This is a genomic window from Paraburkholderia sp. IW21, assembly GCF_041321145.1.
Taxonomy (GTDB): Bacteria; Pseudomonadota; Gammaproteobacteria; order Burkholderiales; family Burkholderiaceae; genus Paraburkholderia.
The window spans coordinates 651,106-672,919 of sequence record NZ_JBGGWA010000001.1; the positions used below are offsets into that span (position 1 = coordinate 651,106).

Sequence of the window (21,814 nt, forward strand, 5' to 3'; positions counted from 1 at the left end):
ATAAGGACTGCCCGCCATGTTCTTCCAGAGCGCCATCGAGTTTCTGCCCATCCTGCTGAAAGGCGCGGTTGTCACGATCGAGATCACCTTCTGCTCGTTCATTCTGAGCACGGTGCTCGGTCTCGTGCTCGCGCTGATGCGCGTGTCCGACAACCGCGTCGTCTCGCACGCCGCCGCGACTTTTATCAATGTGATCCGCGGGCTGCCCATCATCGTTCAGCTGTTCTACATCTATTTTGTGCTGCCCGATCTCGGTGTGCAGTTGTCGGCGTTTCAGGCGGGTTTTATCGGTCTGGGCGTCGCGTACTCGGTGTATCAGGCAGAGAACTTTCGCGCGGGCATTCAGGCGGTCGATCACGGGCAGATCGAAGCGGCGCAGTCCATTGGCATGCGCGGCGTGATGATCATGCGGCGTGTGGTCTTGCCGCAGGCATTCCGGATCGCGCTGCCGCCGTACGGCAATACGCTTGTGATGATGCTCAAGGACTCTTCGCTTGCCTCGACGATCACGGTTGCCGAAATGACGCGCGCGGGACAACTCATTGCGTCGTCGACGTTTCAGAACATGACGGTATTCACGCTGGTCGCGCTGCTTTACCTCGGACTCAGCCTGCCGCTCGTCTATGGCTTGCGGCGGCTCGAACGCCGCCTCGGCTTGAAGGGAAAACGATGATCAAGGTCGACTCGATTCACAAGCGCTTTCACGATCAGCACGTGCTGAAGGGCGTCAGTCTGAACGTCGAACGCGGCCAGGTCGTGTGTCTGATCGGTCCGTCGGGATCGGGCAAATCGACGCTGCTTCGATGCATCAACGGACTGGAACGGCATGACGCCGGCACGATCACCGTCGAAGGCAGCCCCGTCGACGCGAAGTCGAAGCATATCCACGAATTGCGCGCGCAGGTCGGCATGGTGTTCCAGCGTTTCAATCTGTTTCCGCATCGAACCGCGCTGGAAAACGTGTTCGAGGGGCCTCTGTTCGTCAAGAAGGAAGTGCGTGCGCAGGCACGTGAGCGGGCGCGGCGTCTGCTCGACAAAGTCGGCCTCGCGCATCGAATGGACGCGTACCCGGCCGAGCTGTCGGGCGGACAGCAGCAGCGGGTGGCGATTGCACGCGCACTGGCGATGGAACCGAAAGCGATCCTCTTCGACGAGCCCACCTCGGCACTCGACCCGGAACTGGTCGGCGAAGTGCTCGGCGTCATGCGCCAGCTTGCCGACGACGGCATGACAATGATCGTCGTGACACATGAAATGAGTTTTGCGCGCGAAGTGGCCGACCGGGTGTGCTTTCTTCATGACGGCGCGATCCACGAGGAAGGGACCGCGGCCGATCTGTTCGAACGTCCGCGCAATCCTCGCACACGCGAGTTTCTCGGCAAGATGCCGACGCTTACCGAAGCCCCCCGGATTTCAATACCATCATGAGCCTGGTTGAAGTTGCAAAACCATTGCCTCCGTCACTCTGGGCGGCCACGGCGGAACCCGCCATGGATACGCCGCCGCTCGACGGCTCGGTGACGGTGGACGTCGCGATCGTCGGCGCAGGTTACACAGGTTTGTCGACGGCTTTGCATTTGGCGGAACAGGGCCTAAGGGTTTGCGTGATCGACGCCAATGAGCCCGGTTGGGGAGCATCCGGGCGCAATGGCGGTCAGGTGATTCCCGGTCTGAAATATGATCCCGACGAACTCATCCGGCGCTATGGTCCATGCGATGGCGAGGCAATCGTACGAATGGCGGGCGGTGCGGCGGATGCCGTTTTCGATCTGATCGAGCGCCACGGCATTCAGTGCCATGCGACGCGCGCCGGCTGGATTCAGCCGACCCATTCGAGTAAATTGCTCGACACGCTTCACGCCCGGGCGCGGCAGTGGGATTTGCGCGGTGCGCCGGTCGAACTGCTCGATCGTGCACAGATATCGAAGCGGCTCGGCACGGACGCATTCGTTGGGGGCTGGGTCGACCGGCGCGCGGGCAGCGTGCATCCGTTGAGTTACGCACGCGGCCTCGCGCGCGCGGCGCGAACCGCGGGCGTGGCGATTCACAGCGGAACTCGTGCCGCCAGCGTCGAGCGCGGCCCGCAAGGGTGGCGGATTCGCACGGCGCACGGTTCGCTCATCGACTCGAAACAGGTTCTGCTGGCAACCAACGGCTATACCGATGGCTTATGGCCGCGCCTCGCCCAATCGGTGATCGCGGCGAACAGCTTCATCGTCGCGACCAAGCCGCTGCCCGGCGACGTCGGCGCAACGATTCTGCCCGGCGGCGAAGTGGCTTCCGATTCGCGGCGCCTGCTGCTGTATTTCCGCAAGGATGCGCGTGGGCGTCTGCTGATGGGCGGCCGCGGACCCTTTCGCGAGCCGCGCAGCGCCGCGGATTGGGCGCACCTCGAGCGGGCCGCCCAGTTGATGTTTCCACAATTGAAGGACGTCGAGTACGAATACCGTTGGGCGGGCCGCATCGCCATTACGCGAAATTTTTTGCCGCACGTGCATTTGCCGGCAGAAGGCATGACGATCGCGCTCGGCTACAACGGACGCGGCATTGCCATGGCGACGACTTTAGGAAAGCATCTGGCTGCTTTGATCGGCGGCACGACACGCGGCTTACCGCTTCCGCCGACCTCGATCGAGCCGGTGCCGTTCCACGCCTTGCAGCGGTTCTATATCAGTGCAGGCGTGGCGTGGTATGGACTGCTCGATGCGTTGTCCTGAACACACGTTGAAGACGTAGGAACCGGACAAGGAACCTGTCGTAAACATCACACGCTACGATCAACGGCATCGTCTCGCCCTGCAGACGTGCGCCATTGAACGCTCAGCAGATGCTCGCGCATGGACCGGGCCGCTGATTCGCCATCGCGGGCTTTCATTGCGCTGACGATAGCCTGATGCTGCTGGGCGAAGTATTGCCGCGTCTCCTGGGCAGAGGTCTTCTCACGCACGTCCGGTTTGACCCGCATGCCATTGATCACTTCCATCAGCGCGATGAGCGCCGGATTACGCGTGGCTTGTCCGATCAGCAAATGAAATCGATGATCCCATTGCTGCCACTCTTCATCATTTTTGGCCGCAGCGTTCTTCCGAGCGCATTTTTCGAGTTCGAGCAAGTCGTCCCGGCTTGCTTTGGTTGCAGCAAGCTCTGCGAGTGCCGGTTCGAATAGCAGGCGCATTTCTGCAATGTCGGCCGGACTGGCGCCAGCACGAAGTCCACGCAGGGTCGGGGCAAACTTCAGCGGTCGCGCACCCAGATACGTGCCGCGGCCGACCCCCCGCCATACCTGGCCGGACGCCTCCAGTGAGGCGAGCGCCGAGCGCAGTTCCCTTCGACTGACGCCCAGGTCGTCGGCGAGCTTTCTTTCGGGCGGTAGCGCGTCGCCGTCCCTCAGTTGATGGTCGGCAATATATTCCCGCAGTCTGTCTAGCGTTCTTTTTTCCATTTTCCTTTCGAACCAATGAACATTGGTATCAAACATACCAGAATCATTCGAGCTGTCACATCATCGTCGATGGATTTTTGATCCAGTATCATTCGGAAAATGTCGGGTTAACACCGGGTGAAGCCTGTCGCCGTTATCCGTACCCTGTTACGTTGCGTTGTTTGTACCTTTGTCCGTTGGTTCAGTTGCTGGTTGCCAGCCGTTACAGCCGTTACTCAAGGAGTCGTGCATGTCGTTTACAACCCGCCCGGAACTGATCGGCACATTCGGCATGGTGGCGTCGACGCACTGGCTGGCCAGCGCGTCAGCGATGGCCGTTCTGGAGAAAGGCGGGAATGCATTCGATGCGGCAGCTGCAGCCGGTTTTGTTCTGCAGATCGTTGAACCGCATCTGAATGGTCCGGGCGGCGAACTGCCGGTCGTGTTCTACAGCGCGCGTGAAGACCGTGTGCGCGTGCTGTGCGGTCAGGGCGTAACGCCGGCGGCCATGACGATCGCGCGCATGCGCGAGCTAGGGCTGGAAGTCGTTCCGGGTACAGGCTTGTTGCCCGCCGTGGTGCCTGGCGCGTTCGGCGCCTGGATGGTCATGCTGCGCGACTATGGCCAACTGCCGCTCGAGGACGTGTTGAGCTACGCGATCGGCTATGCGGAAAACGGCTATCCGGTACTCCCGCGAATGACGTCGTCAATCCTGGCAATCAAGGATTTCTTCCAGACTGAATGGCCCACTTCGGCTGAGCAATGGCTGCGCAATGGCGACGCGCCGATGCCGAACCAGCTGTTTGCGAATCCGGCGATTGCGCACTCGTACAAACGCATCCTGCAAGAAGCGAATACACGCAGTGACCGTGCCGAGCAGTGCGAACGCGCCCGCGAAGCCTTTTATCGAGGATTCGTGGCCGACGCCATCGACCAGTATTTTCGCTCGACGCCGGTTCTCGACACCTCCGGTCAGCGTAACCGTGGCCTGCTCAATGCGGACGATCTTGCGCGCTGGGAGCCGTCCTACGAAGACCCTGTCTCTTACGACTATGAAGGCTTCCGCGTTCACAAGACGGGTCCATGGGGGCAGGGGCCGATGTTCCTGCAGCAGCTCGCGCTGCTCAAAGGCTTCGATCTTGCGGCCATGGACCCGATGGGGCCGGATTTCGTCCACACGATAATCGAATGCTCGAAGCTCGCATTCGCCGATCGCGAGGTGTTTTACGGCGACCCCACGTTCGCGCAGGTGCCCATGGATGTCCTGCTGAGCGACGCCTATAACAACGAACGCCGTCGACTGATCGATCCCGGCCGCGCGTCGTTCGAATTCCGGCCCGGCATGCTGGACGACAGCGAGCGGCGCGCCGAACTAATCATGGCCAATGCGGGAAAGCAACAGTCCGGCGGCTTCGGCCAGGGCGAGCCGACATTTGCCCCTCTGCCTGAGCTGCGCGGCGATACGGTTCATCTCGACGTCGTGGATCGCTGGGGCAATATGGTGTCGGCGACGCCATCGGGCGGCTGGCTGCAGGCGTCGCCCGTCGTACCCGGTCTCGGGTTCAACGTGACCACGCGCGCGCAGATGTTCTGGATGGAGGAGGGCCTGCCGTCGTCGCTCGGCCCGGGACGCCGCCCCCGCACGACGCTGTCGCCAACGCTCGTCACCCGCGAAGGCAAACCCTACGCGGCCTTCGGCACGCCAGGCGGCGACCAGCAGGATCAGTGGTCGATGCAGCTGTTTCTCAGACACGTGCACGCCGGCATGAACTTCCAGGCTGCCGCGGAAGCACCGTCGTTCCAGACGGCTCACTTTCCCGGCTCGTTTTACCCACGCGCGATGCAGCTCGGCAAGATGTCCGCCGAGTCCCGCTTTCCGGAACAGACGCTTGCCGAATTACGTGCGCGTGGCCACGACCTGACCGTGGCTGAACCCTGGTCGTTGGGCCGCGTCTGCGCAGTGGGGATCAGAAATGGACTGATGCGTGGCGCGGCAACACCGCGCCAGATGCAGGCCTACGCTGTCGGGCGATAAGTTTCGCGTCCTAAAGATCGCATCCGTTTCCTTCGGGGAGAAAACGCCGTGTCCGCTGTCGCTGCCCGTCTTGAGAGATTGCCCCTGTCGGGCTTTCATCGCAAACTTCTGCTCATCGGTGGGCTGGGGTATCTGTTCGATGGACTCGATTCATCGTCACTTGCGTTCCTGCTGCCGGTTGTGAGCAAGCTTTGGCATCTGACGAGTGCCGAGAGTGGCCTCGTCGCGAGCAGTACCTATATCGGATACTTCTTCGGGGCCTTCCTCTCGGGTGTGCTTGCCGATGTCATCGGCCGCCGTCGCATCATGATGACGGCGCTTGCAATCTACTGCGCCGCGTCGCTCGCAAGCGCCACCGCCACTGACTGGCACACGTTTTTCGCGTTGCGCATTGTCGCGGGCTTTGGCTCAGGCGCGGAGACTGTGGTGATCGCCCCCTTTCTGGCCGAGTTCGTGCCCCGGCGTTACCGGGGCATCTTCTGCGGCGCGCTGGTCGGCTTCATGTCGTTCGGCTATCTGGGTTCGTCGATTCTCGGCTTCACCGTGGTGCGCAACTTTGCCGATGGCTGGCGATATCTGGCCGTGGTGACTTCGTTGCCGGTCGTCATGCTGCTCTGGTGGCGCAGGACGCTCCCCGAGTCGCCGCGCTGGCTGGAAAGCCGGGGTCGAACTGCCGAAGCGAACCGTATCGTGAGTGAAATCGAGTCATGGTTTTCCGCGCGGGGAATCCATCTGGCGCCGACTACCTCCGTCGGCGAGATTCCACTATCGGCGCCCGCAGGCGCAAAAAACGCAAGCGCATTGCAAAACGTGCTGACGCTGTGGTCGCCGCGACTCGCGCGCACGACCGCGGTGAGCTGGCTGATGTGGTTTTCGGTCGCGTTTGCGTATTACTCGTTCTTCTCATGGATTCCGAGTCTGCTCCTCAAGGAGGGACTCACCATGACGAAAAGCTTCGGCTATTCCATCGCGATCTATGGGGCGCAGATTCCGGGCTATTTCTCGGCGGCATGGCTCAATGAACGGATCGGTCGAAAGGGCGTGGTGGCGTCCTACATGCTGCTGGGCGGGATTGCGGCGATCACGCTCGCGTTTTCTCACACCGGCATCCAGATCATGGTCGCCGGCATGGCCTTGTCGTTTTTCATGAATGGCGCGTTCGCGGGAGTCTATGCGTACACCCCCGAGGTCTTTCCCACCGCGGTGCGTGCAACCGGTACCGGATCGTCTTCGTCGTTTGGCCGAATTGGCTCGGTGAGCGCCCCCATCCTGGTCGGCCTCGTCTATCCCACGCTCGGTTTCCTGGGCGTGTTCGCAATGACCACGACTGTCCTGCTGATCGGGGCGTGCATGGTCTTCTTCCTGGGAATCGAAACCCGCAACCGCTCGCTCGAAGACATCGAGGTGGACGGCGCCCGCCAGGCGCTGGACGTTCGTGGCCCACTCAATTCCACCGAAATGCACGGCTGATCCGTCGTTTCTCAACTTTTTCACATAGACCATGCAAGGCAACCGGATCGAGCCTACGCCGCCAGATCAGCAAACGCTGGAATTGTCAGACCTTGAACGTCTCGCCATGGCCATGCGGGTGAAGGATCAGCCTGCGGAGATTTTCCGGGAAGTGCATGCGGTAGCGGCAAGCACGATAGGGCTCACGTTGTTCACGATCATGTCCTACGACGCACAACGTCACGAGGTTGAACGCGTTTATACCAACATGCCCGACGTCTATCCGCTTGGTGGACGTAAGCAGAAGCGTGGCACAGCATGGGCCGAACAGATATTGCAGGACTTCAAGCCGTTCCGGGCAGAAACGCCACAAGGCATCCGTGAGGCGTTTGCCGATCACGCAGTGATGACCGGCATGGGCCTGGGATCGATCCTGAACATCCCGATCGTGTATGACGGCGTATGCGTTGGCACGATGAACCTGACTCATATAGAAGGTTGGTACACGCGCAGACATGAGGAAATGGGCCTGTTGATCGGCTGTTTTCTTGCGCCCGCTCTGCTCAAGCGGTATCCGACATCCTCCGACGGCTTTACGCATCTCTGACATCACTACGACTATGGCTTCCACAAGAACGTCAACTTTGACCACGACCTCCGAAGTCCAGAGCCGCTGGGTGCTGGTCTTTATTCTCGGCTACCTTGCGCTGGTGGCGGATGGCGCAGATGTGATGATGTACGGCTTGACGCTCACACGAATCAAGAACGAGTTTGGACTGACCAATGTCCAATCGGGCGCGTTGGGCGGTTTGACGCTGGTTGGCATGGCCATGGGCGGGATTCTGGGCGGCTGGGCGAGCGATCGCGTGGGCCGCGTGCGGGTCGTGGCCTGGGCGCTGGCGCTTTTTTCGATCGGTGCGGGGCTGCTCGGGTTCACTCACAACTTTCTGGAATTCGCGGTCGTGCGGTTTATCAGTTCGTTGGGCATCGGCTGTATGGTACTCGTCACCACACTCGTTGCCGAATACGTGCCGACGGAACGACGGTCGTTGATTCTTGGAACCTTGCAAACCGGCATTTCGGCGGGCTACATCGTCGTCATCGCACTGAGCAACTGGATTTTGCCGCACTACGGCTGGCGCACGCTCTACTACGTGTCGGCGCTGCCTGTGCTGCTGGCGCTGGCGATAAAATTTGCCGTGTCCGAACCGGCAAGCTGGCAAGCAAGCCGCGCCGCCGCCGCCCGCACGAGCGAACGTGGGCGTCCAGACAATCGTTACTACGTGATCTTCAGTAATCGGCAATCACGAACGATGTTCATTCTGTGGACCCTGGCTTCCGTTTTCGCGCTTTCCGGGTTTTACGGCCTGAACAACTGGATGCCGACTTACCTGGAAAAGGAACTGCATATCAAATTCAGCGCGATGGCGGGGTACATGATCGGCACGTTCGTTGTCGCCTTCATCGGAAAGATCATTGCCGGGTGGGTGGGCGATCGCTGGAGCCGGCGGGGTGTGTATGTCTTCGGCTGCGTGGGCGCGGCACTCTTTCTGCCCGTGATCATCTTCTTGCATACGCGCGAGAACATTGTCTATCTCATGCTCGTCTTCGGCTTCCTGTACGGCGTGCCGCTGGGTGTGATCGGCACCTTTATGTCCGAGAGCTTTACGACCGCCATCCGCGGCACAGCCGTGGGCGGCTCCTACAACTTCGGCCGTTTCTTCTCGGGCGCGGCACCTATCATCATCGGGTACCTCGCCACCCAGTTCTCAATCGGCATCGGCTTTCTTGTGGTCGGTGGCGTTTTCTTTTTAAGCGGCGTAACCGCGCTGTTCGTTCCTGATCGGCTGTATGACACGCAGCGGTAAGCACCGCGCCACGTCAGTCGAAGATACCGTTACATGCTGCCGTTTTCGACGACGCGGCCTTCTGCGCGCCAGCGAAGCATACCGCCGGCAAGGTTGGCAACCCGTTCGAATCCGGCCTGCCGCAGCACGATCGTGGCTTGTGCCGACCGTCCGCCAGCCCGGCAGACAGTCACGATCGGGCGTTCCTTCGGGAGTTCAGCGGCGCGCCCGGCCAGGTCGCCCAATGAAATGAGCGTGGCCGAGGGGATGCGCCCCAGCGGTCCGTCGAACTCGCCGGGCTCGCGCACGTCGACGATCTCGACCGCACGCAGGTTTTCCTCGAGCCACTGGGCATTGATTTCCCAGATACCCGCAAAGCTGCATGTCAGGGGCGCCCAATCGGGCTCCGTCATTTGCGCGGGGTAGCTCGCCGCCAGGCCGCATTTCAGGTTCGCAGGCACCGCGACGTCGATCTGCTTGGGATGCGGCAGGTGCAGGTTCGTCATGTATCCGGCGAAATCGTCTTCACACAGTTCACCGCCAAGGCGGGGATTGAAGCGCCGCTCCTCGCCCACACTGGTGACCGTCAAACCGCGATAGTCGTGGGCCGGGTAAAGCAGGCACGCGGCGGGCAGCGTAAAAATGTGGTTATGGACCGCGCGAAACATTGCGTGCGCGTCACCGCCCTGGAAATCCGTGCGGCCAGTACCCCTGATCAACAGACAATCGCCGGTAAACGCCATGGTCTCGTTGTCGAGTACGAGTGTGATGCATCCATCGGTATGACCCGGTGTCGCGCGTATCACCAGGTACCTCGCGCCGAACTCGACCCTGTCGCCATGGCTCAGATAGCGGTCCGCGCCTTCGGCGCCGCTCGCAGCCGATATCGCAATCCGGCTGCCTGTGCGGCGATTCAGCATCCATGCGCCGGTCACGTGATCGGCGTGGACGTGGGTGTCGATGGTGTAAAGCAAGTGCAGTTCAAGCTCTTCGATCAGGGCAGCATCCCGGCGCACCTGTTCGAAAACCGGATCGACCAGCACAGCCTCTCGTGTTGTGCTATCGGCGAGAAGATACGTGTAGGTTGACGATTGCTGATCGAATAGCTGCCGGAAGATCAACACGATTCGCTCCGCGGCCCGCTTTTGCGAGCACTTAGGGATGGCGGCCCATGGGGCGTCGCCGAACTGTCCTGCAGTCAGGCGAATTGGGCGCAGCCTGTTCAGAGGGCCGGGCGCATGAATGCACCCGGACTCGCACCGGCGCCGGACTTCCACTGTCCGGCGCTCGCAGCTCCTATCAATGAGCGCTTTACTTCGGTTGCGCAACGTACCGCAGGTAAGGCTTCACGGTTTTGAAACCCTGCGGATATTTTTGCATCGCGGCATCGTTGGAAACGGATGTTGGAATGATCACGTCTTCACCCGGCTTCCAGTTCACCGGGGTCGCCACCGAGTGCTTCGCGTTGAGTTGCAGCGCATCGAGCAGCCGCATTACTTCGTCGAAATTGCGGCCTGCACTCATCGGATAGACGAGCATGGCTTTGACCTTCTTGTCCGGCCCGATGAGAAACACCGAGCGTACGGTCGCGTTGTCCACCGCGGTGCGCGGGCCGCCGCCGCTCGCCTCGGGATGAATCATGTCGTAGAGCTTCGCGACCGTCAGGTCCGGGTCGCCGATCAACGGATAGTCGACCTCGTGGCCCTGCGTCTGGGCGATATCCTTGACCCATTCCTTGTGGTCACTGACGGGATCGATACTGAGTCCGATAATTTTCGTGTTGCGCTTATCGAATTCGGGCTTGAGGCCCGCCATGTATCCGAGTTCCGTGGTGCAAACGGGCGTGAAATCCTTTGGGTGCGAAAACAGGATCGCCCAATGGTCGCCGATCCATTCGTGAAAACGGATCGTTCCTTCGGTGGTTTCGGCAGTGAAATCGGGAGCGTCTTCTCCTAGTCGAATTGACATCATCAGTCTCCATGGGGTGGGTGCACCAGGGTACCAGTGCCGCGGCCGGAGCGACATCTCCCGGGGCCGGCTGGGTATTCAGTGTCGAGCGGTCTGACTCGAGATCACCCTCCAGCCGGTTGCACCGTATCGCGCTGGAGGACGCATCTGCGTGCGCAGCAGATTCAGAGGCTCGCCCAAATAGCCGTGATGCGGGACAGACATCGGGACGCGCTGCGGGTCGCACATATAGCGTAGAACAAAAACGACTTTCGCCATAGGCAGACTGTAGGGTGAATCCGCCGTTGCGGCGACACGTTCGCCCGGACGCCCAAGCAACAGGACGTGGACTTTGGATTCGGCCTGGACCTGGATTGCCACCTTGATGCTGGCCGTTCGCTGCGCTGCAACATCAGAAAGCAGGCATGGGGGAGTGCGCACCCCCCTGCTCGCATGCTTGCGTCTGATGTTATCTGCCGGTGCGCGCAGGACCGATGACGGATCAGGCACTTCGCCAGTCGTTCATATCTGTTCCAACGCAGGGTACAGTTCGGCATTTTCTTTCTGGATGCGCTCATGGAGCGCCTTGAACACGACGTTCGCATCGTATTTGAAACCGTCGGCGTCATCCGCGATTTGCCTGGCTGACAACCATTTCCCGGCGAACTTCATATAAGCGGCGGCCAGACCGTCCATTTCGGACTGGTACCTGTTTCCCAATGCCAGATGCAGAGGGTCTCTGGATTTTCGAAGCGCCGGATACAGCACTGTATCTTCGACCGATAAATGAAGCTTGATGATGCCGCTCATCGAGATGATTTTCCTCGCGATCTGCTCGGCGTGTTCTGCGACACCGGACTTGACCAGGTTGCGCAACTCGGCCACGGCTTCCATGATCTCAATGTGCTGATGCTTAAACTTGTCGATGTTCATGCCTTTCTCCTCGAACAACGCAATAGGGGGAATACGCGTTTTGGTACCGTGCTTACCATGTTCGATCTGGAGTCGAAGATGGCACAACGACATCGTGTTTAGGGACCACTCGTTTCAGACGCAGTAAGAAGCAGCGTGTTTGATATTGGATGCCGCGAACGTCGCAGCGCGCGTCGGTTGATCGATGTGCTCATCTCCCACGATTTGATGTGGCAATCGTATTACGGCAGCTTTGCCGGAAAACTTTAGATGGGGTGCGCGTCGGTTGCATCCCGAGTGGGCGCGCAATGGCTCGTAACGCCGGGTCAGATCGACGCGCGCATCGCAACGCGGCTCGATCGTCGATCGCGCAGCGGCGTCGAAAATCAGCTGGCAGATGGAGTCGCTCGTGGGTCCAGAATATTGACACTGAAGTCGCAGTGTTCCTCAGCCAGTTGCGCGACCTGATTGCACAGTGAATAGATGTGTTCCCCTCGATGAAGCGCAACGTACTGGATCGGGGGAAGAGCGGGCCGGGTTCTGATAATTTTCAGCGCGCCCGCCGAAATCATGTAGTTCAGGCAGGATTTCGGCAAGTGACTTACTCCCATTCCCGCGACCGTTAAGCCGACCTGAGCGACAAGATTATTGACAGTCAGTACTTTGGTGAGGCTCACATGATTCTCGGAGAGAAACCGCGCATAGGTAAGTCCCGCTCCCGACAGATTGCCTTGTAGAAGCAGCGGAAATTGAGCAATCTCTGCAAGCGGAATAGTGTTCTTTCCCGCATACCGCGACGGCGAGTACATCCATGCGTGCTCGGCCTTTCCGACCGGTACGCTGACAAACCGCTCGTTGGAAAACGCCTCGGGCACGATGATCAGATCAACGGTATCGGCCGCGAGGCGTTCCCTTAGCGTGACGCTCAGATCCACTTCCGCCTCGACGATCACCTTAGGATACGCGTCGCGGATAGCCGATATCAGGCGTGGCAACCAGGTTAGCGCGGTCAGTTCGGTGACACCGATACGGATGCGCCGCACGAGGACCTCGTTCGCACTCACGCGCTCGACGATCTCGTCGCGTCTCCCCAGCAACTCCTTCGCATACTCGAACAGCTCGTTTCCCTTTTCGGTAATCCGCGCGGTACGCGACGTTCTGTCGAACACCGCGAAATCAAACGTCGACTCGAGTTCGTGGATGCGCTTCGAAATCGCCGACTGGCTCGAATTCAGTTTGCCGGCAGCGGCCTCGAACGAGCCTAGCTGAACGATCCAGTACAGCGCTTCCATTTGCTTGAAAGTGAACATACCGGTCCAATGTATGCGTTCAGAAGATGCTATCGCTCACGGTAACATAACTTTCCGCTTGGTTCGCGCTGTCAAACTTGCGTCGCACCGGTCCTTAAAGCGGCGCTTTCTGCGATATCCGCCGTGACGCGAAGGAAAGTGTCGATATCGTCCGGCGAGTTGCAGTGCAACGGCGAGATACGGATGGCACCCTTCAGCCCGAATGATTCGAGCATCCGTCTGGAATACAGGCTGGTCGAAACGCGTTCGTAGACGATGACGCCGCGCCGTTCATATTCTCTTACCGCGTCTACTTCGGCAATGTCGTCGAATGCCACTGCGAGAATCAGATCGCGTCGGGTAAGGTCCTCATGATCGACCAGTACACTCACGCGCGCAAGCCTGCGAAGTCCACGCAGCGTTCCGGTTCCATTGAGTAGTCTCGACAGCAGCGCGCGCTCATGAAGTCCGATCGCCCGCATGCCTGCGACATATCGCGTTCGGCGATCGGACGACGATTCGAACTGGTCGCCGATCCAGCATACGTAATCGACAATCTCACTGACGACCGCGAATTGCGCGGGGGCCGCGCTACCCAGGTCCCAGAAGTCCGCGGGTTTTGCCGCGAGCTTGTGATGGGGAAGCGTGGCCGCGCGAGGCGAAAGCCACGAAATCCCCGAACCCCTGCATCCAAAGAATTTATACGGTGCGAAGCTGATGCCGTCGACGGGTGTCTTCTGCAAGTCGATCACGCCATGCGGAGCGTGCTGTACCGCATCGACGACGATGTACAGATCCGGCTTGATGGCGCGTGCTTCCCGCACGATCCGTTCGAGATCAAGCTTGGCGCCAGTGATATTGGAAGCGTAGATGACGCTTAGCAGACAAGTGTCTGCATCGATCAGGCGGATGATGTCTGCGACGTCGACTCCGCCTGTCACCGGGTTGCTCTTCGCCACACGTAGTTCCTTGCCCAGTTTTCCGGCATAGAGACTCATCGCATCGAATGAACACGGATGTTCCAGCACAGTCGTGACGAGGTTGTTCCCGGGGACGGCGCCCGCTATTGTCCCGACCATCTGAAAGATGGCACCCGAAGCGGTCAGCGACGCGTAAACCGTTCCTTCCGACGCATTGAAAATCAGCCGGGCGTCTTCGACTCCACGCTGTTCGATCTCCTGCAATTCGCACGCAATTTCATGCACTCGCTCGGGGTTATCTGGCGTCGAGTCGACCTCCGCGAATCGCTCGATCGCTTTCTTCAAACGGAACGAACCGCCGGCATTGTCGAAGTAGAGCCGTTTGCGGCCGGTGAAGTCTGAATCAACATGGTGAAACTTCTCCTTGACGACGCGCAGCAGTGCATCGTCGAAGAGTTGGCCGTCGGCGTTCTCCATTGCTTATCCCTTGAGGTCGGTTATTCGTAAGCCACTCTCACGAATATGCAGCGGACGATAAGCGCTCGACAGTCTGACGAAAAGCGATTTTTTTGAATGAATTTCCATCGCTTTTATTCGAGTGTGCAGCGCGTGCTCAAGACGCGGCACGCAGATGAACGGTCGGTTCGTGCAGTCCGCACGCGCATGCTTGCGACCGCCAACATACATGCAAAAAAGCGATCTCGACACATATAAAAATATCGGTTTCTGACATTTTTTTTGCATGGAACAATGCGTTTCCGGTAGCCAGCCTTCCCCGAAAACCGCTTGAAGCGCTGCGCCGACCGTATTTATAAAACCTTGGAGATAGTCAGATGAATCGTCTCATTGCTTGCATAGGCGCGGCTGTATTCGTTGTGTCGCTGATCGGGCCGGGCGTCGCGCAGGCCGACCAGCTCGCCGACATCAAGACGCGCGGCACGCTGATGTGCGGCATCGTCAGCAACAACCCCCCGTTTGGTTTTCAGAACCCCGACACGCGCGAAATCGTCGGATATGACGTCGATTTCTGCAAAGGCGTGGCGAAACAGCTAGGCGTCAAACCGGAGCTGAAAGCGCTGTCTCTCGAAGCGCGCATTCCGGAGTTGACGCAAGGGCGAGTGGACATTCTCACTGCCACGCTTACGTTCAACCCTCAGCGTGCGCAGCAAATCGCTTTCTCAAACATTTACTTCGTCAGCAACGAAGTGATAGCGACGTCGGCCGGAAGCGCAAACCACACGGTCAATGATCTGGCTGGAAAACGGATCAGCACCGTCAAGGGATCGAGTGATATTCCCACGGTGCAGCATGTGCTTCCGACGGCGCAGCTCGTGAGTTACGACGATGCGCCTTCTGCCTTCATGGCGCTGGCCCAGAAGAAGGTCGACGGCTATGTGATGTCGGAAAGCATCATGCATCGCTTCATCGAACGGCTTGGCCCCAACGCGAACAAGATTGCCATCCTGTCACCACCGGTTGCGCGCGAGTACTGGGGGCTGGGAATGAAAAAGGACGAGCCAAAACTGGTGGAAGCCGTCAACCATGCGCTCGAAAAAATGGAGTCGTCGGGACAGTCGCAACAAATCTTCGACAAGTGGCTCGGTGCCGCGTCGTCCTACAAGATGAAACGGGACTTCGTTGACGCACCTATTCCGGGCTGATCCATCAAGCGGCGACTGCCGACGGAAGGAGTAAAGCGTGTTCGATCACCTCGATTTCGGCGCAGTGTTCGCTGGGCCTTTCGCACATCTGCTGCTGTGCGCAGCGATCAAAACCTTGAAGCTGACAGCCGCGAGCTGGCTGCTTGCCATCGGACTGGGAACGGTCCTGGCCGTCTTGCGCGCTGCGGGAATTTCCGTGGTGACCAAGGGCGTTGCCGCCTTTGTTTCTTACCACCAGAACGTTCCCTTGCTTGCGCAGATTCTTCTTTGGTATTTCGGGGTGCCGACGCTTCTGCCCGATGCCGCCCAATCCTGGGTTAACGCGCACGATGGCGAGTTGATCTATGCATCGATTGCCATCGGCCTGTGTATGTCGGCGTTCTTTTCGGAAGACATTCGCAGCGGCCTGCGTTCGGTTCATCACGGTCAGTACGAGGCATCAAGATCGCTGGGTCTGGGCTTCTTCGCGACGCTGCGTTTTGTGACATTTCCGCAGGCCGTCAGAAGCGCGCTTCCTGCCTTTATCAATCACACGGTGATGATGTTCAAGGACACGAGTCTTGCGATGGCGATTGGCGCGGCGGAGATGACTTATGTGGTTCGTCAGATCGAGAACGAGACGTTCAGGACCTTTGAGGCCTACGCGGTCGCAACGGCGTTCTATCTTGCTGCGTCGCTCGGCTTGATGGGATTGGGCGCCCTGATCGGCAAACGCATCCAGATGAAGGCGAGATAAAACATGTCCGGAATCGTTCACGAATATGGCTTGCTTCTTCTCGTCGGGCAATTTCCCAATGGACCGCTTGGAGGACTGGCGCTCACGCTCATTCTCTCCGTCATGGGGCTCGGGTTTTCTTTCCCGCTGAGCGTTGCGATCGCGCTGTGCAGAATGTCGCCGATCAGGCTCTTCTACGTGGCTTCGACCGTGCTGGTGTATGTCGTGCGCGGCATTCCGCTGGTGATGTTCGTCTTCTGGGGATACTTCCTTGTTCCCATTCTGGTGGGGCACAGCGTCACGGCCTTTACGGCGTTGATCTGTACGCTGGTTGTTTATGAGTCGGCCTATCTGTCGGAAGTGATTCGTGCGGGAGTCGAAGCGCTTCCGAAAGGGCAAGTCGAAGCTTCGCGTGCGCTAGGGCTGGGGTACTGGAAAACGCACTTCTGGGTCGTCCTGCCGCAGGCTCTGTACAACATGGTTCCCAGCATCATCAGCCAGTTCGTGTCGCTCATCAAGGAAACATCGATTGGCTACGTGATCAGCGTACAGGAACTGACATTCGAAGCGAACCAGGTCAACAACAGCCTGCTGACAAGCCCGTTCCCGGTGTTTCTGATTCTGGTCGTCGTCTATTTCGTGGTCTGCTTCGTGCTCACGAAGTCCGCAAATTATCTGGAGCGCAATGTCACGCGCAAGCGTTCGCCGAAGGCGGTGCCGCAAAGGAGCATTGAAAGTGATTCGATTCTCGAAGGTTAACAAGTGGTATGGGGAGTACCAGGCACTCGCTGACGTGACCGCGGAAGTCAGCAATGGGGAGGTGGTGGTCGTTTGCGGTCCTTCTGGCTCGGGAAAATCCACGTTGATTCGGACGATTAACCGGCTGGAGGAAATCCAGTCAGGCACCATCCACGTAAACGATCAGGACATTCATGCGCCCGGACTGCGTATCAACGATTTCCGCAGCGGCATCGGCTTTGTGTTTCAGTCGTTCAATCTGTTTCCGCATCTGTCCGCGCTTGAAAACGTGTGCCTCGCGCCAGTCAGGGTCTCGAAGAAGCGAACCGCCGACGTGAAAGAGCAGGCGATGGCGCTGCTCGCTCGCGTGGGCCTTACAAATAAGGCCTCCGCCTATCCGCATCAATTGTCCGGCGGTCAGCAGCAACGCGTTGCGATTGCCCGGGCGCTCGCGATGAACCCGCCCGTCATGCTCTTTGACGAGCCGACGAGCGCGCTCGATCCTGAAATGGTGGGCGAAGTTTTGAACGTCATGCGGTCACTGGCCCGTGACGGGATGACCATGGTCTGCGTGACGCACGAAATGGGTTTCGCACGTGAGGTGAGCGACCGTGTGTGGTTCATGGATAAGGGCGTCATCCTCGAAGAAAACTCTCCCGCTGAGTTTTTCAGCGCCCCTCAGCACGCCAGGGCGAAAGCTTTCCTGTCGGATCTAAGGTCACACTAGCCATGATTAATCGATTCCAGATACACGTAGACGACGCGGAACTGGCCTCCTTGATGACGAAACTCGATCAGGTTCGCTGGCCCGATGAGTTGGACGACGCGGGCTGGAGCTTCGGTACCGATCTTCAGTTCATGCAGGAACTGCATCGTTACTGGCGTGAGACATACGACTGGCGAGCGCAGGAAAAACGGCTGAACGCACTGCCTCACTACCAGTACCGCGGTGATGGGCCAGCCATTCATTTCATCCATCAGCCGGGGCAGGGGCCGGCGCCGCTGCCGTTGATCATGACGCACGGATGGCCTGGCAGCTTCGTGGAGATGCTGAAGATACTTCCGCTGCTGACCGATCCCGGAGCGCATGGCGGTGACCCGGCAGATGCGTTTTCGGTTGTCGTTCCGTCCATTCCCGGCTATGGTTTTTCTGAACGGCCGCTGCGGCGCGGAACCAACGTGTTCGCGGTCGCCGACCTCTGGGCAGAGCTGATGGCAGCGCTCGGTTACGAACGTTTCTGCGCTCAGGGCGGTGACTGGGGCTCGTGGATCAGTTCCGCGCTGGGTTTGCGCCATCCGGAGCGCCTGATCGGCATTCACCTGAACTACGTTTCCACCGGCTTTCGTCCCGACCTCAGTTCCGGCACGCCGCCGTTGACCGAAGAAGAGACTGCGTATCTGGATCGTGTTGCGAAGTGGCGCGATGCCGAAGGCGCCTATATCGCGATCCAGAGCACAAAACCGCAAACGCTCGCGTATGGGCTGACCGATTCGCCCACGGGTCTTGCCGCGTGGCTGCTCGAAAAATTCCAGAGCTGGAGTGATTGTGACGCGAGGCCCGATGAGGTGCTGAGCAAAGACGAGTTGCTGACCAATGTCATGGTTTACTGGCTCACCAATACGGTTCACTCGTCGCTTCGCTTCTACAACGAATCACGCGCCGCGCCGTTTCATCTGCAGCCTGGCCAGCGCATACTGCCTCCGTGCGGCATCGTGCGTCTGCCACGCGAATTGCCATTGCCGCCGCGCAGTTGGGTAGAACGCGCGTTCAATCTGACGCACTGGACGACCCTGCCGCGCGGTGGGCATTTCGCCGCGATGGAGGCGCCTGAGCAACTCGCAGAGGACATCCGTACTTTCTTTAGACCGTTGCGAAAGTGAAAATGACCCGCGAGGGGGCATCTGAACAGGTTTCGCAATCATTCCGCTCAATCGTGTAACTCACATCCCATGACCGATAACACGCTTCGCTTCCTGAGTGCCACGGAAGCGCAACAACTGATCGCCAGAAAGGAATTGTCCGCGCTCGAGTACGTGTCGGCTTCACTGGATGCGATCGACGCGGAAAACAACACGCTGCACGCCTTTCTCGAGGTCTACCGTGACGACGTGCTCGCCGCCGCTCGTGAAGCGGACAAGCGCATGGCGCGCGGCGAAGTTGCCGGGCCGCTTCACGGGTTGCCGTTTGCGGTCAAGGATCTGATCGACGTCGAGGGCAAGACGACCTCTGCGCAGTCCGCCGTCTTGCGCCATCACGTTGCGAAGCGGGACGCTGACGTGACGCGTCGACTGCGCGCCGCGGGTGCCATCCTGATCGGGAAATTGACCTTGGAGGAGTTCGGCATTGGTTCGCCGTCGGACAGGTTGCCGTGGCCACCTGCGCGCAACCCGTGGGACATCGAACGCACGCCCGGCGGCTCGTCGAGCGGCTGCGGCGTCGCACTGGCCGCATGTCAGGTGCCGCTGACGATCGGCACCGACACAGCGGGCTCCATCCGGAATCCCGCCGCGATGTGCGGCGTGGTTGGTCTTAAACCGACTTACGATCTGCTCAGTCGGGAAGGCGTATTTCCGCTGGCGCCATCGCTGGACCATGTCGGCTTGATGACGCGCAGCGCTGAAGACTGTGCACTTGTCCTCAGCGCTCTAAAGCATGGCGCAAAGCGGTCAGTGCTCGCGCGCGCGGGGGAAAGCGTGCCGTTACGCGGTCTACGGGTCGGCCTGCTCGCACATTTCCATAGCCGCGATATCGTCGCGAGCGAAGAGACACGTTCCGCGATCGCTTCAGCCGCGAACGAGATCGCTCGACTCGGCGCCGTGCTGGAGGAAGTCGAGGCTGGCGATCTCGAGTCGTTTCGACAGTGTGGCTCGACGCTTCTGCGCGTCGAGGCGTACACGGTCCATCGCGACTTTCTTGCGCAGGCACCTGAGCGCTACGGCGCTCGCTGCCGCGACGCGCTTCTAAAAGGGGCTTCGGTGCCGGCGCAGGAATACGCGGAAGCGAAAAGGCAGCAACATGTTCTCACGGAGCAGATCGATCGAATGCTGGAAACGTCGGATGTATTGGTTGCGGGAGTCTCCGCGCATACGGCCGCTTTGCTTGCAGACGAAGAGGCCGTCAACCGGTCGGCCAACCAGATGCGTGTGCCTTTCAATGTCACCGGTCACCCGGCGCTGTCGTTCTGTATCGGCTTTTCGTCAAGCGGCCTGCCAATCGGTGCGCAATTGATCGGGCGGCGCTTTGATGAAGAAAGACTGCTGACCATCGCCGCAGCATATCAACGCGTGACCGCATGGCATTTGCAGCATCCGTCCATGCCTTTTATCCACCGTCACGGAACTGTTCACCGCGACACCTGGCCCGCGTATGGACAGTCTTGACGTGATGTTTCGCTACAGGAGCAGTCAATGAGACGCGTGCCCTCAACTCCGTCGTTGCGTAATCAGAGCGTGGCATGACACGAACCGCTCGTTCGCCGATCGAGGATGATGCAATGTGCCCCGCACAAGACAGGAACGGTTGCAGTGCGCGCATCGAAGCGGCGCTGAATGCCGCCAGCATGCACGACGCAGCGTTCACCCGCATCTATGCGGAAGCGGCAATTGCGCACGCGGCTACCGCCGACACACGCCGCGCGCGTGGCGTCGAAAGGCCGACGGCGCTCGCCGGAATACCCATCACGATCAAGGACAACATGGATGTGGCGGGCGAGCCCACTGCGGCGGGCTCGCCCGCCCTCGCAGAGACGGCGTCTCCTGCAGCGACCGATGCCGATGTGGTGAAGCGCTTGCGCGCGGCAGGCGCTATCATCCTGGGCAAAACGGCGATGTCGGAACTCGCGATGTCGTCCGTCGGCCTCATCGAGGCAACGAGTCATCTTCCTAACCCGCTCGATCCTGAGCGCGTGCCCGGCGGTTCCTCATGTGGTGCGGCGGTGTCAGTCGCTGTCGGTGCAGCCTTCGCTGCACTGGGCACCGATACTGGCGGATCGGTGCAAATTCCTGCCGCGCTATGCGGGCTTGCCGGCTTCAAGCCAACGGCGTCGCAGATTTCGCGTGAGGGCGTCGTTCCGCTCTCGCGGCATCTCGACTCGGTAGGCGTGATCGCACATTCCGTTCGATGTTGCCGCATGGTCTACGAAGTGCTTGCACATAATCCCGCAACGGGGGTTCTAAACCCGGTGCCGCGCTCGATCAAAGGTCTTCGGTTCGCGGTGCCCCAAAACTATGTGCTGAATGACCTCGAACCCACCGTGGCGGCCGCCTTTGAACGGACACTTAGTGTTTTGTCGGAACACGGTGCCGTGCTGCAGGACATCGACTTGCCTGCGCTCGACCGCATTCCCGATGTCTATCAAGGCGGTGGCTTCTCGATGGCCGAGATATATGCATGGCTACGGTCTCGCGGGTTGCTTGCGCGGTCGCTGATTTCATCCCGCGCGTTCTCGCGAATCGAGCAAGGCGGTGTGCTTTTAGCAGCCGATATGCTCGACAGGCTCTCGCTGCGCGCTTCCCTTGTCGAAAGCACTGTTCAGGAGACAAGCCGCTGGGACGCCCTGCTGATGCCGACGTGCCCAATACTGCCACCGTTCATTCGAAATGTTGCCGATGACGACGGCTACAACCGCTACAACATGCTTCTAATGCGAAATACACGCGTCGCAAACGTACTCGATCGTTGTGCCGTGACGCTTCCTGTCGACGGTCGTGATGCGCTACCCGTTGGAATCACGCTGATGGGACTTCGCGGACAGGATGATGCGCTGCTCGGAATCGCAGAAGCCGTCGAATGCCTGCTTCCCGGACGAATCGCCTCAGAAGGACTGCCATGGAACGACCGGATAGAAGTTCGCTGGAAGTGAATGCGCCAGCATCGCCAT

The 21,814-nt window shown here is 59.6% G+C and carries 20 protein-coding genes; 14 read left to right on the forward strand and 6 right to left on the reverse strand.

Going from position 1 to position 21,814, the window contains the following annotated elements:
* Positions 1-16 precede the first annotated feature (16 nt).
* The 3 genes from ACAX43_RS02810 to ACAX43_RS02820 are packed head-to-tail and all read left to right on the forward strand — an operon-like array spanning position 17 to position 2,717.
* A complete protein-coding gene (locus ACAX43_RS02810) occupies positions 17-673 on the forward strand; it encodes an amino acid ABC transporter permease (RefSeq protein ID WP_370706889.1) in 657 nt (218 codons plus the stop codon).
* Entirely contained in the window at positions 670-1,428 is a 759-nt protein-coding gene (locus ACAX43_RS02815) for an amino acid ABC transporter ATP-binding protein (RefSeq protein ID WP_370706890.1), read from the forward strand. The genes ACAX43_RS02810 and ACAX43_RS02815 overlap by 4 nt, the downstream gene beginning before the upstream one ends.
* Positions 1,425-2,717, forward strand: coding sequence for an NAD(P)/FAD-dependent oxidoreductase (locus ACAX43_RS02820; RefSeq protein WP_370706891.1), 1,293 nt, complete (start codon positions 1,425-1,427; stop codon positions 2,715-2,717). Before ACAX43_RS02815 ends, ACAX43_RS02820 begins: the two co-directional genes overlap by 4 nt.
* 47 nt (positions 2,718-2,764) lie before the next feature.
* Here ACAX43_RS02820 and ACAX43_RS02825 read toward each other — a convergent pair whose 3' ends face one another.
* Positions 2,765-3,442, reverse strand: a complete 678-nt coding sequence (locus tag ACAX43_RS02825; RefSeq protein WP_370707088.1) for a FadR/GntR family transcriptional regulator — start codon at positions 3,440-3,442, stop codon at positions 2,765-2,767.
* 229 nt (positions 3,443-3,671) lie between these two features.
* Here ACAX43_RS02825 and ACAX43_RS02830 point away from each other — a divergent pair, with 229 nt between their 5' ends.
* The 4 genes from ACAX43_RS02830 to ACAX43_RS02845 are packed head-to-tail and all read left to right on the forward strand — an operon-like array spanning position 3,672 to position 8,773.
* Complete coding sequence (locus ACAX43_RS02830; RefSeq protein WP_370706892.1) at positions 3,672-5,456, forward strand: gamma-glutamyltransferase family protein; 1,785 nt, start codon at positions 3,672-3,674, stop codon at positions 5,454-5,456.
* Positions 5,457-5,504: 48 nt separating this feature from the next.
* Positions 5,505-6,926 (forward strand): MFS transporter, encoded by a 1,422-nt coding sequence (locus tag ACAX43_RS02835; RefSeq protein ID WP_370706893.1) that lies wholly within the window; start codon positions 5,505-5,507, stop codon positions 6,924-6,926.
* Positions 6,927-6,957: 31 nt separating this feature from the next.
* On the forward strand, positions 6,958-7,512 hold the full coding sequence (locus ACAX43_RS02840; RefSeq protein WP_370706894.1) for a GAF domain-containing protein: 555 nt from the start codon (positions 6,958-6,960) through the stop codon (positions 7,510-7,512).
* Positions 7,513-7,525: 13 nt separating this feature from the next.
* The gene (locus tag ACAX43_RS02845) at positions 7,526-8,773 is read left to right on the forward strand and encodes an MFS transporter (protein WP_370707089.1); all 1,248 of its coding nucleotides are present in this window, start codon (positions 7,526-7,528) and stop codon (positions 8,771-8,773) included.
* A gap of 29 nt (positions 8,774-8,802) precedes the next feature.
* Here the strand turns inward: ACAX43_RS02845 and ACAX43_RS02850 are convergent, their stop codons facing one another.
* The 5 genes from ACAX43_RS02850 to ACAX43_RS02870 all read right to left on the reverse strand — a co-directional run bounded on the left by ACAX43_RS02850 (position 8,803) and on the right by ACAX43_RS02870 (position 14,297).
* Positions 8,803-9,873 (reverse strand): rhodanese-like domain-containing protein, encoded by a 1,071-nt coding sequence (locus tag ACAX43_RS02850; protein WP_370707090.1) that lies wholly within the window; start codon positions 9,871-9,873, stop codon positions 8,803-8,805.
* Positions 9,874-10,063: 190 nt separating this feature from the next.
* Positions 10,064-10,720: a peroxiredoxin gene (locus ACAX43_RS02855; RefSeq protein WP_370707091.1), complete on the reverse strand. Its 657-nt coding sequence runs from the start codon at positions 10,718-10,720 to the stop codon at positions 10,064-10,066.
* A gap of 501 nt (positions 10,721-11,221) precedes the next feature.
* Positions 11,222-11,632, reverse strand: coding sequence for a hemerythrin domain-containing protein (locus tag ACAX43_RS02860; RefSeq protein WP_370706895.1), 411 nt, complete (start codon positions 11,630-11,632; stop codon positions 11,222-11,224).
* A 365-nt stretch (positions 11,633-11,997) separates the two neighbouring features.
* Positions 11,998-12,921, reverse strand: a complete 924-nt coding sequence (locus tag ACAX43_RS02865) for a LysR family transcriptional regulator (RefSeq protein WP_370706896.1) — start codon at positions 12,919-12,921, stop codon at positions 11,998-12,000.
* 71 nt (positions 12,922-12,992) lie between these two features.
* Complete coding sequence (locus ACAX43_RS02870; RefSeq protein ID WP_370706897.1) at positions 12,993-14,297, reverse strand: aminotransferase class V-fold PLP-dependent enzyme; 1,305 nt, start codon at positions 14,295-14,297, stop codon at positions 12,993-12,995.
* Between the two features lie 356 nt (positions 14,298-14,653).
* On the opposite strand from ACAX43_RS02870, the gene ACAX43_RS02875 reads away from it, so the two are divergent.
* From ACAX43_RS02875 to ACAX43_RS02905, 7 genes are all read left to right on the forward strand, one after another.
* Positions 14,654-15,481, forward strand: a complete 828-nt coding sequence (locus ACAX43_RS02875) for an ABC transporter substrate-binding protein (protein WP_370706898.1) — start codon at positions 14,654-14,656, stop codon at positions 15,479-15,481.
* 64 nt (positions 15,482-15,545) lie between these two features.
* Complete coding sequence (locus ACAX43_RS02880; protein ID WP_370707092.1) at positions 15,546-16,217, forward strand: amino acid ABC transporter permease; 672 nt, start codon at positions 15,546-15,548, stop codon at positions 16,215-16,217.
* 3 nt (positions 16,218-16,220) lie between these two features.
* Complete coding sequence (locus tag ACAX43_RS02885; protein WP_370706899.1) at positions 16,221-16,955, forward strand: amino acid ABC transporter permease; 735 nt, start codon at positions 16,221-16,223, stop codon at positions 16,953-16,955.
* Positions 16,933-17,661, forward strand: coding sequence for an amino acid ABC transporter ATP-binding protein (locus ACAX43_RS02890; protein WP_370706900.1), 729 nt, complete (start codon positions 16,933-16,935; stop codon positions 17,659-17,661). The genes ACAX43_RS02885 and ACAX43_RS02890 overlap by 23 nt, the downstream gene beginning before the upstream one ends.
* A 2-nt stretch (positions 17,662-17,663) precedes the next feature.
* Entirely contained in the window at positions 17,664-18,815 is a 1,152-nt protein-coding gene (locus tag ACAX43_RS02895) for an epoxide hydrolase family protein (protein WP_370706901.1), read from the forward strand.
* A 69-nt stretch (positions 18,816-18,884) separates the two neighbouring features.
* On the forward strand, positions 18,885-20,315 hold the full coding sequence (locus ACAX43_RS02900; RefSeq protein ID WP_370706902.1) for an amidase: 1,431 nt from the start codon (positions 18,885-18,887) through the stop codon (positions 20,313-20,315).
* A gap of 179 nt (positions 20,316-20,494) precedes the next feature.
* Positions 20,495-21,796 (forward strand): amidase family protein, encoded by a 1,302-nt coding sequence (locus ACAX43_RS02905; RefSeq protein ID WP_370706903.1) that lies wholly within the window; start codon positions 20,495-20,497, stop codon positions 21,794-21,796.
* Positions 21,797-21,814: the final 18 nt, after the last annotated feature.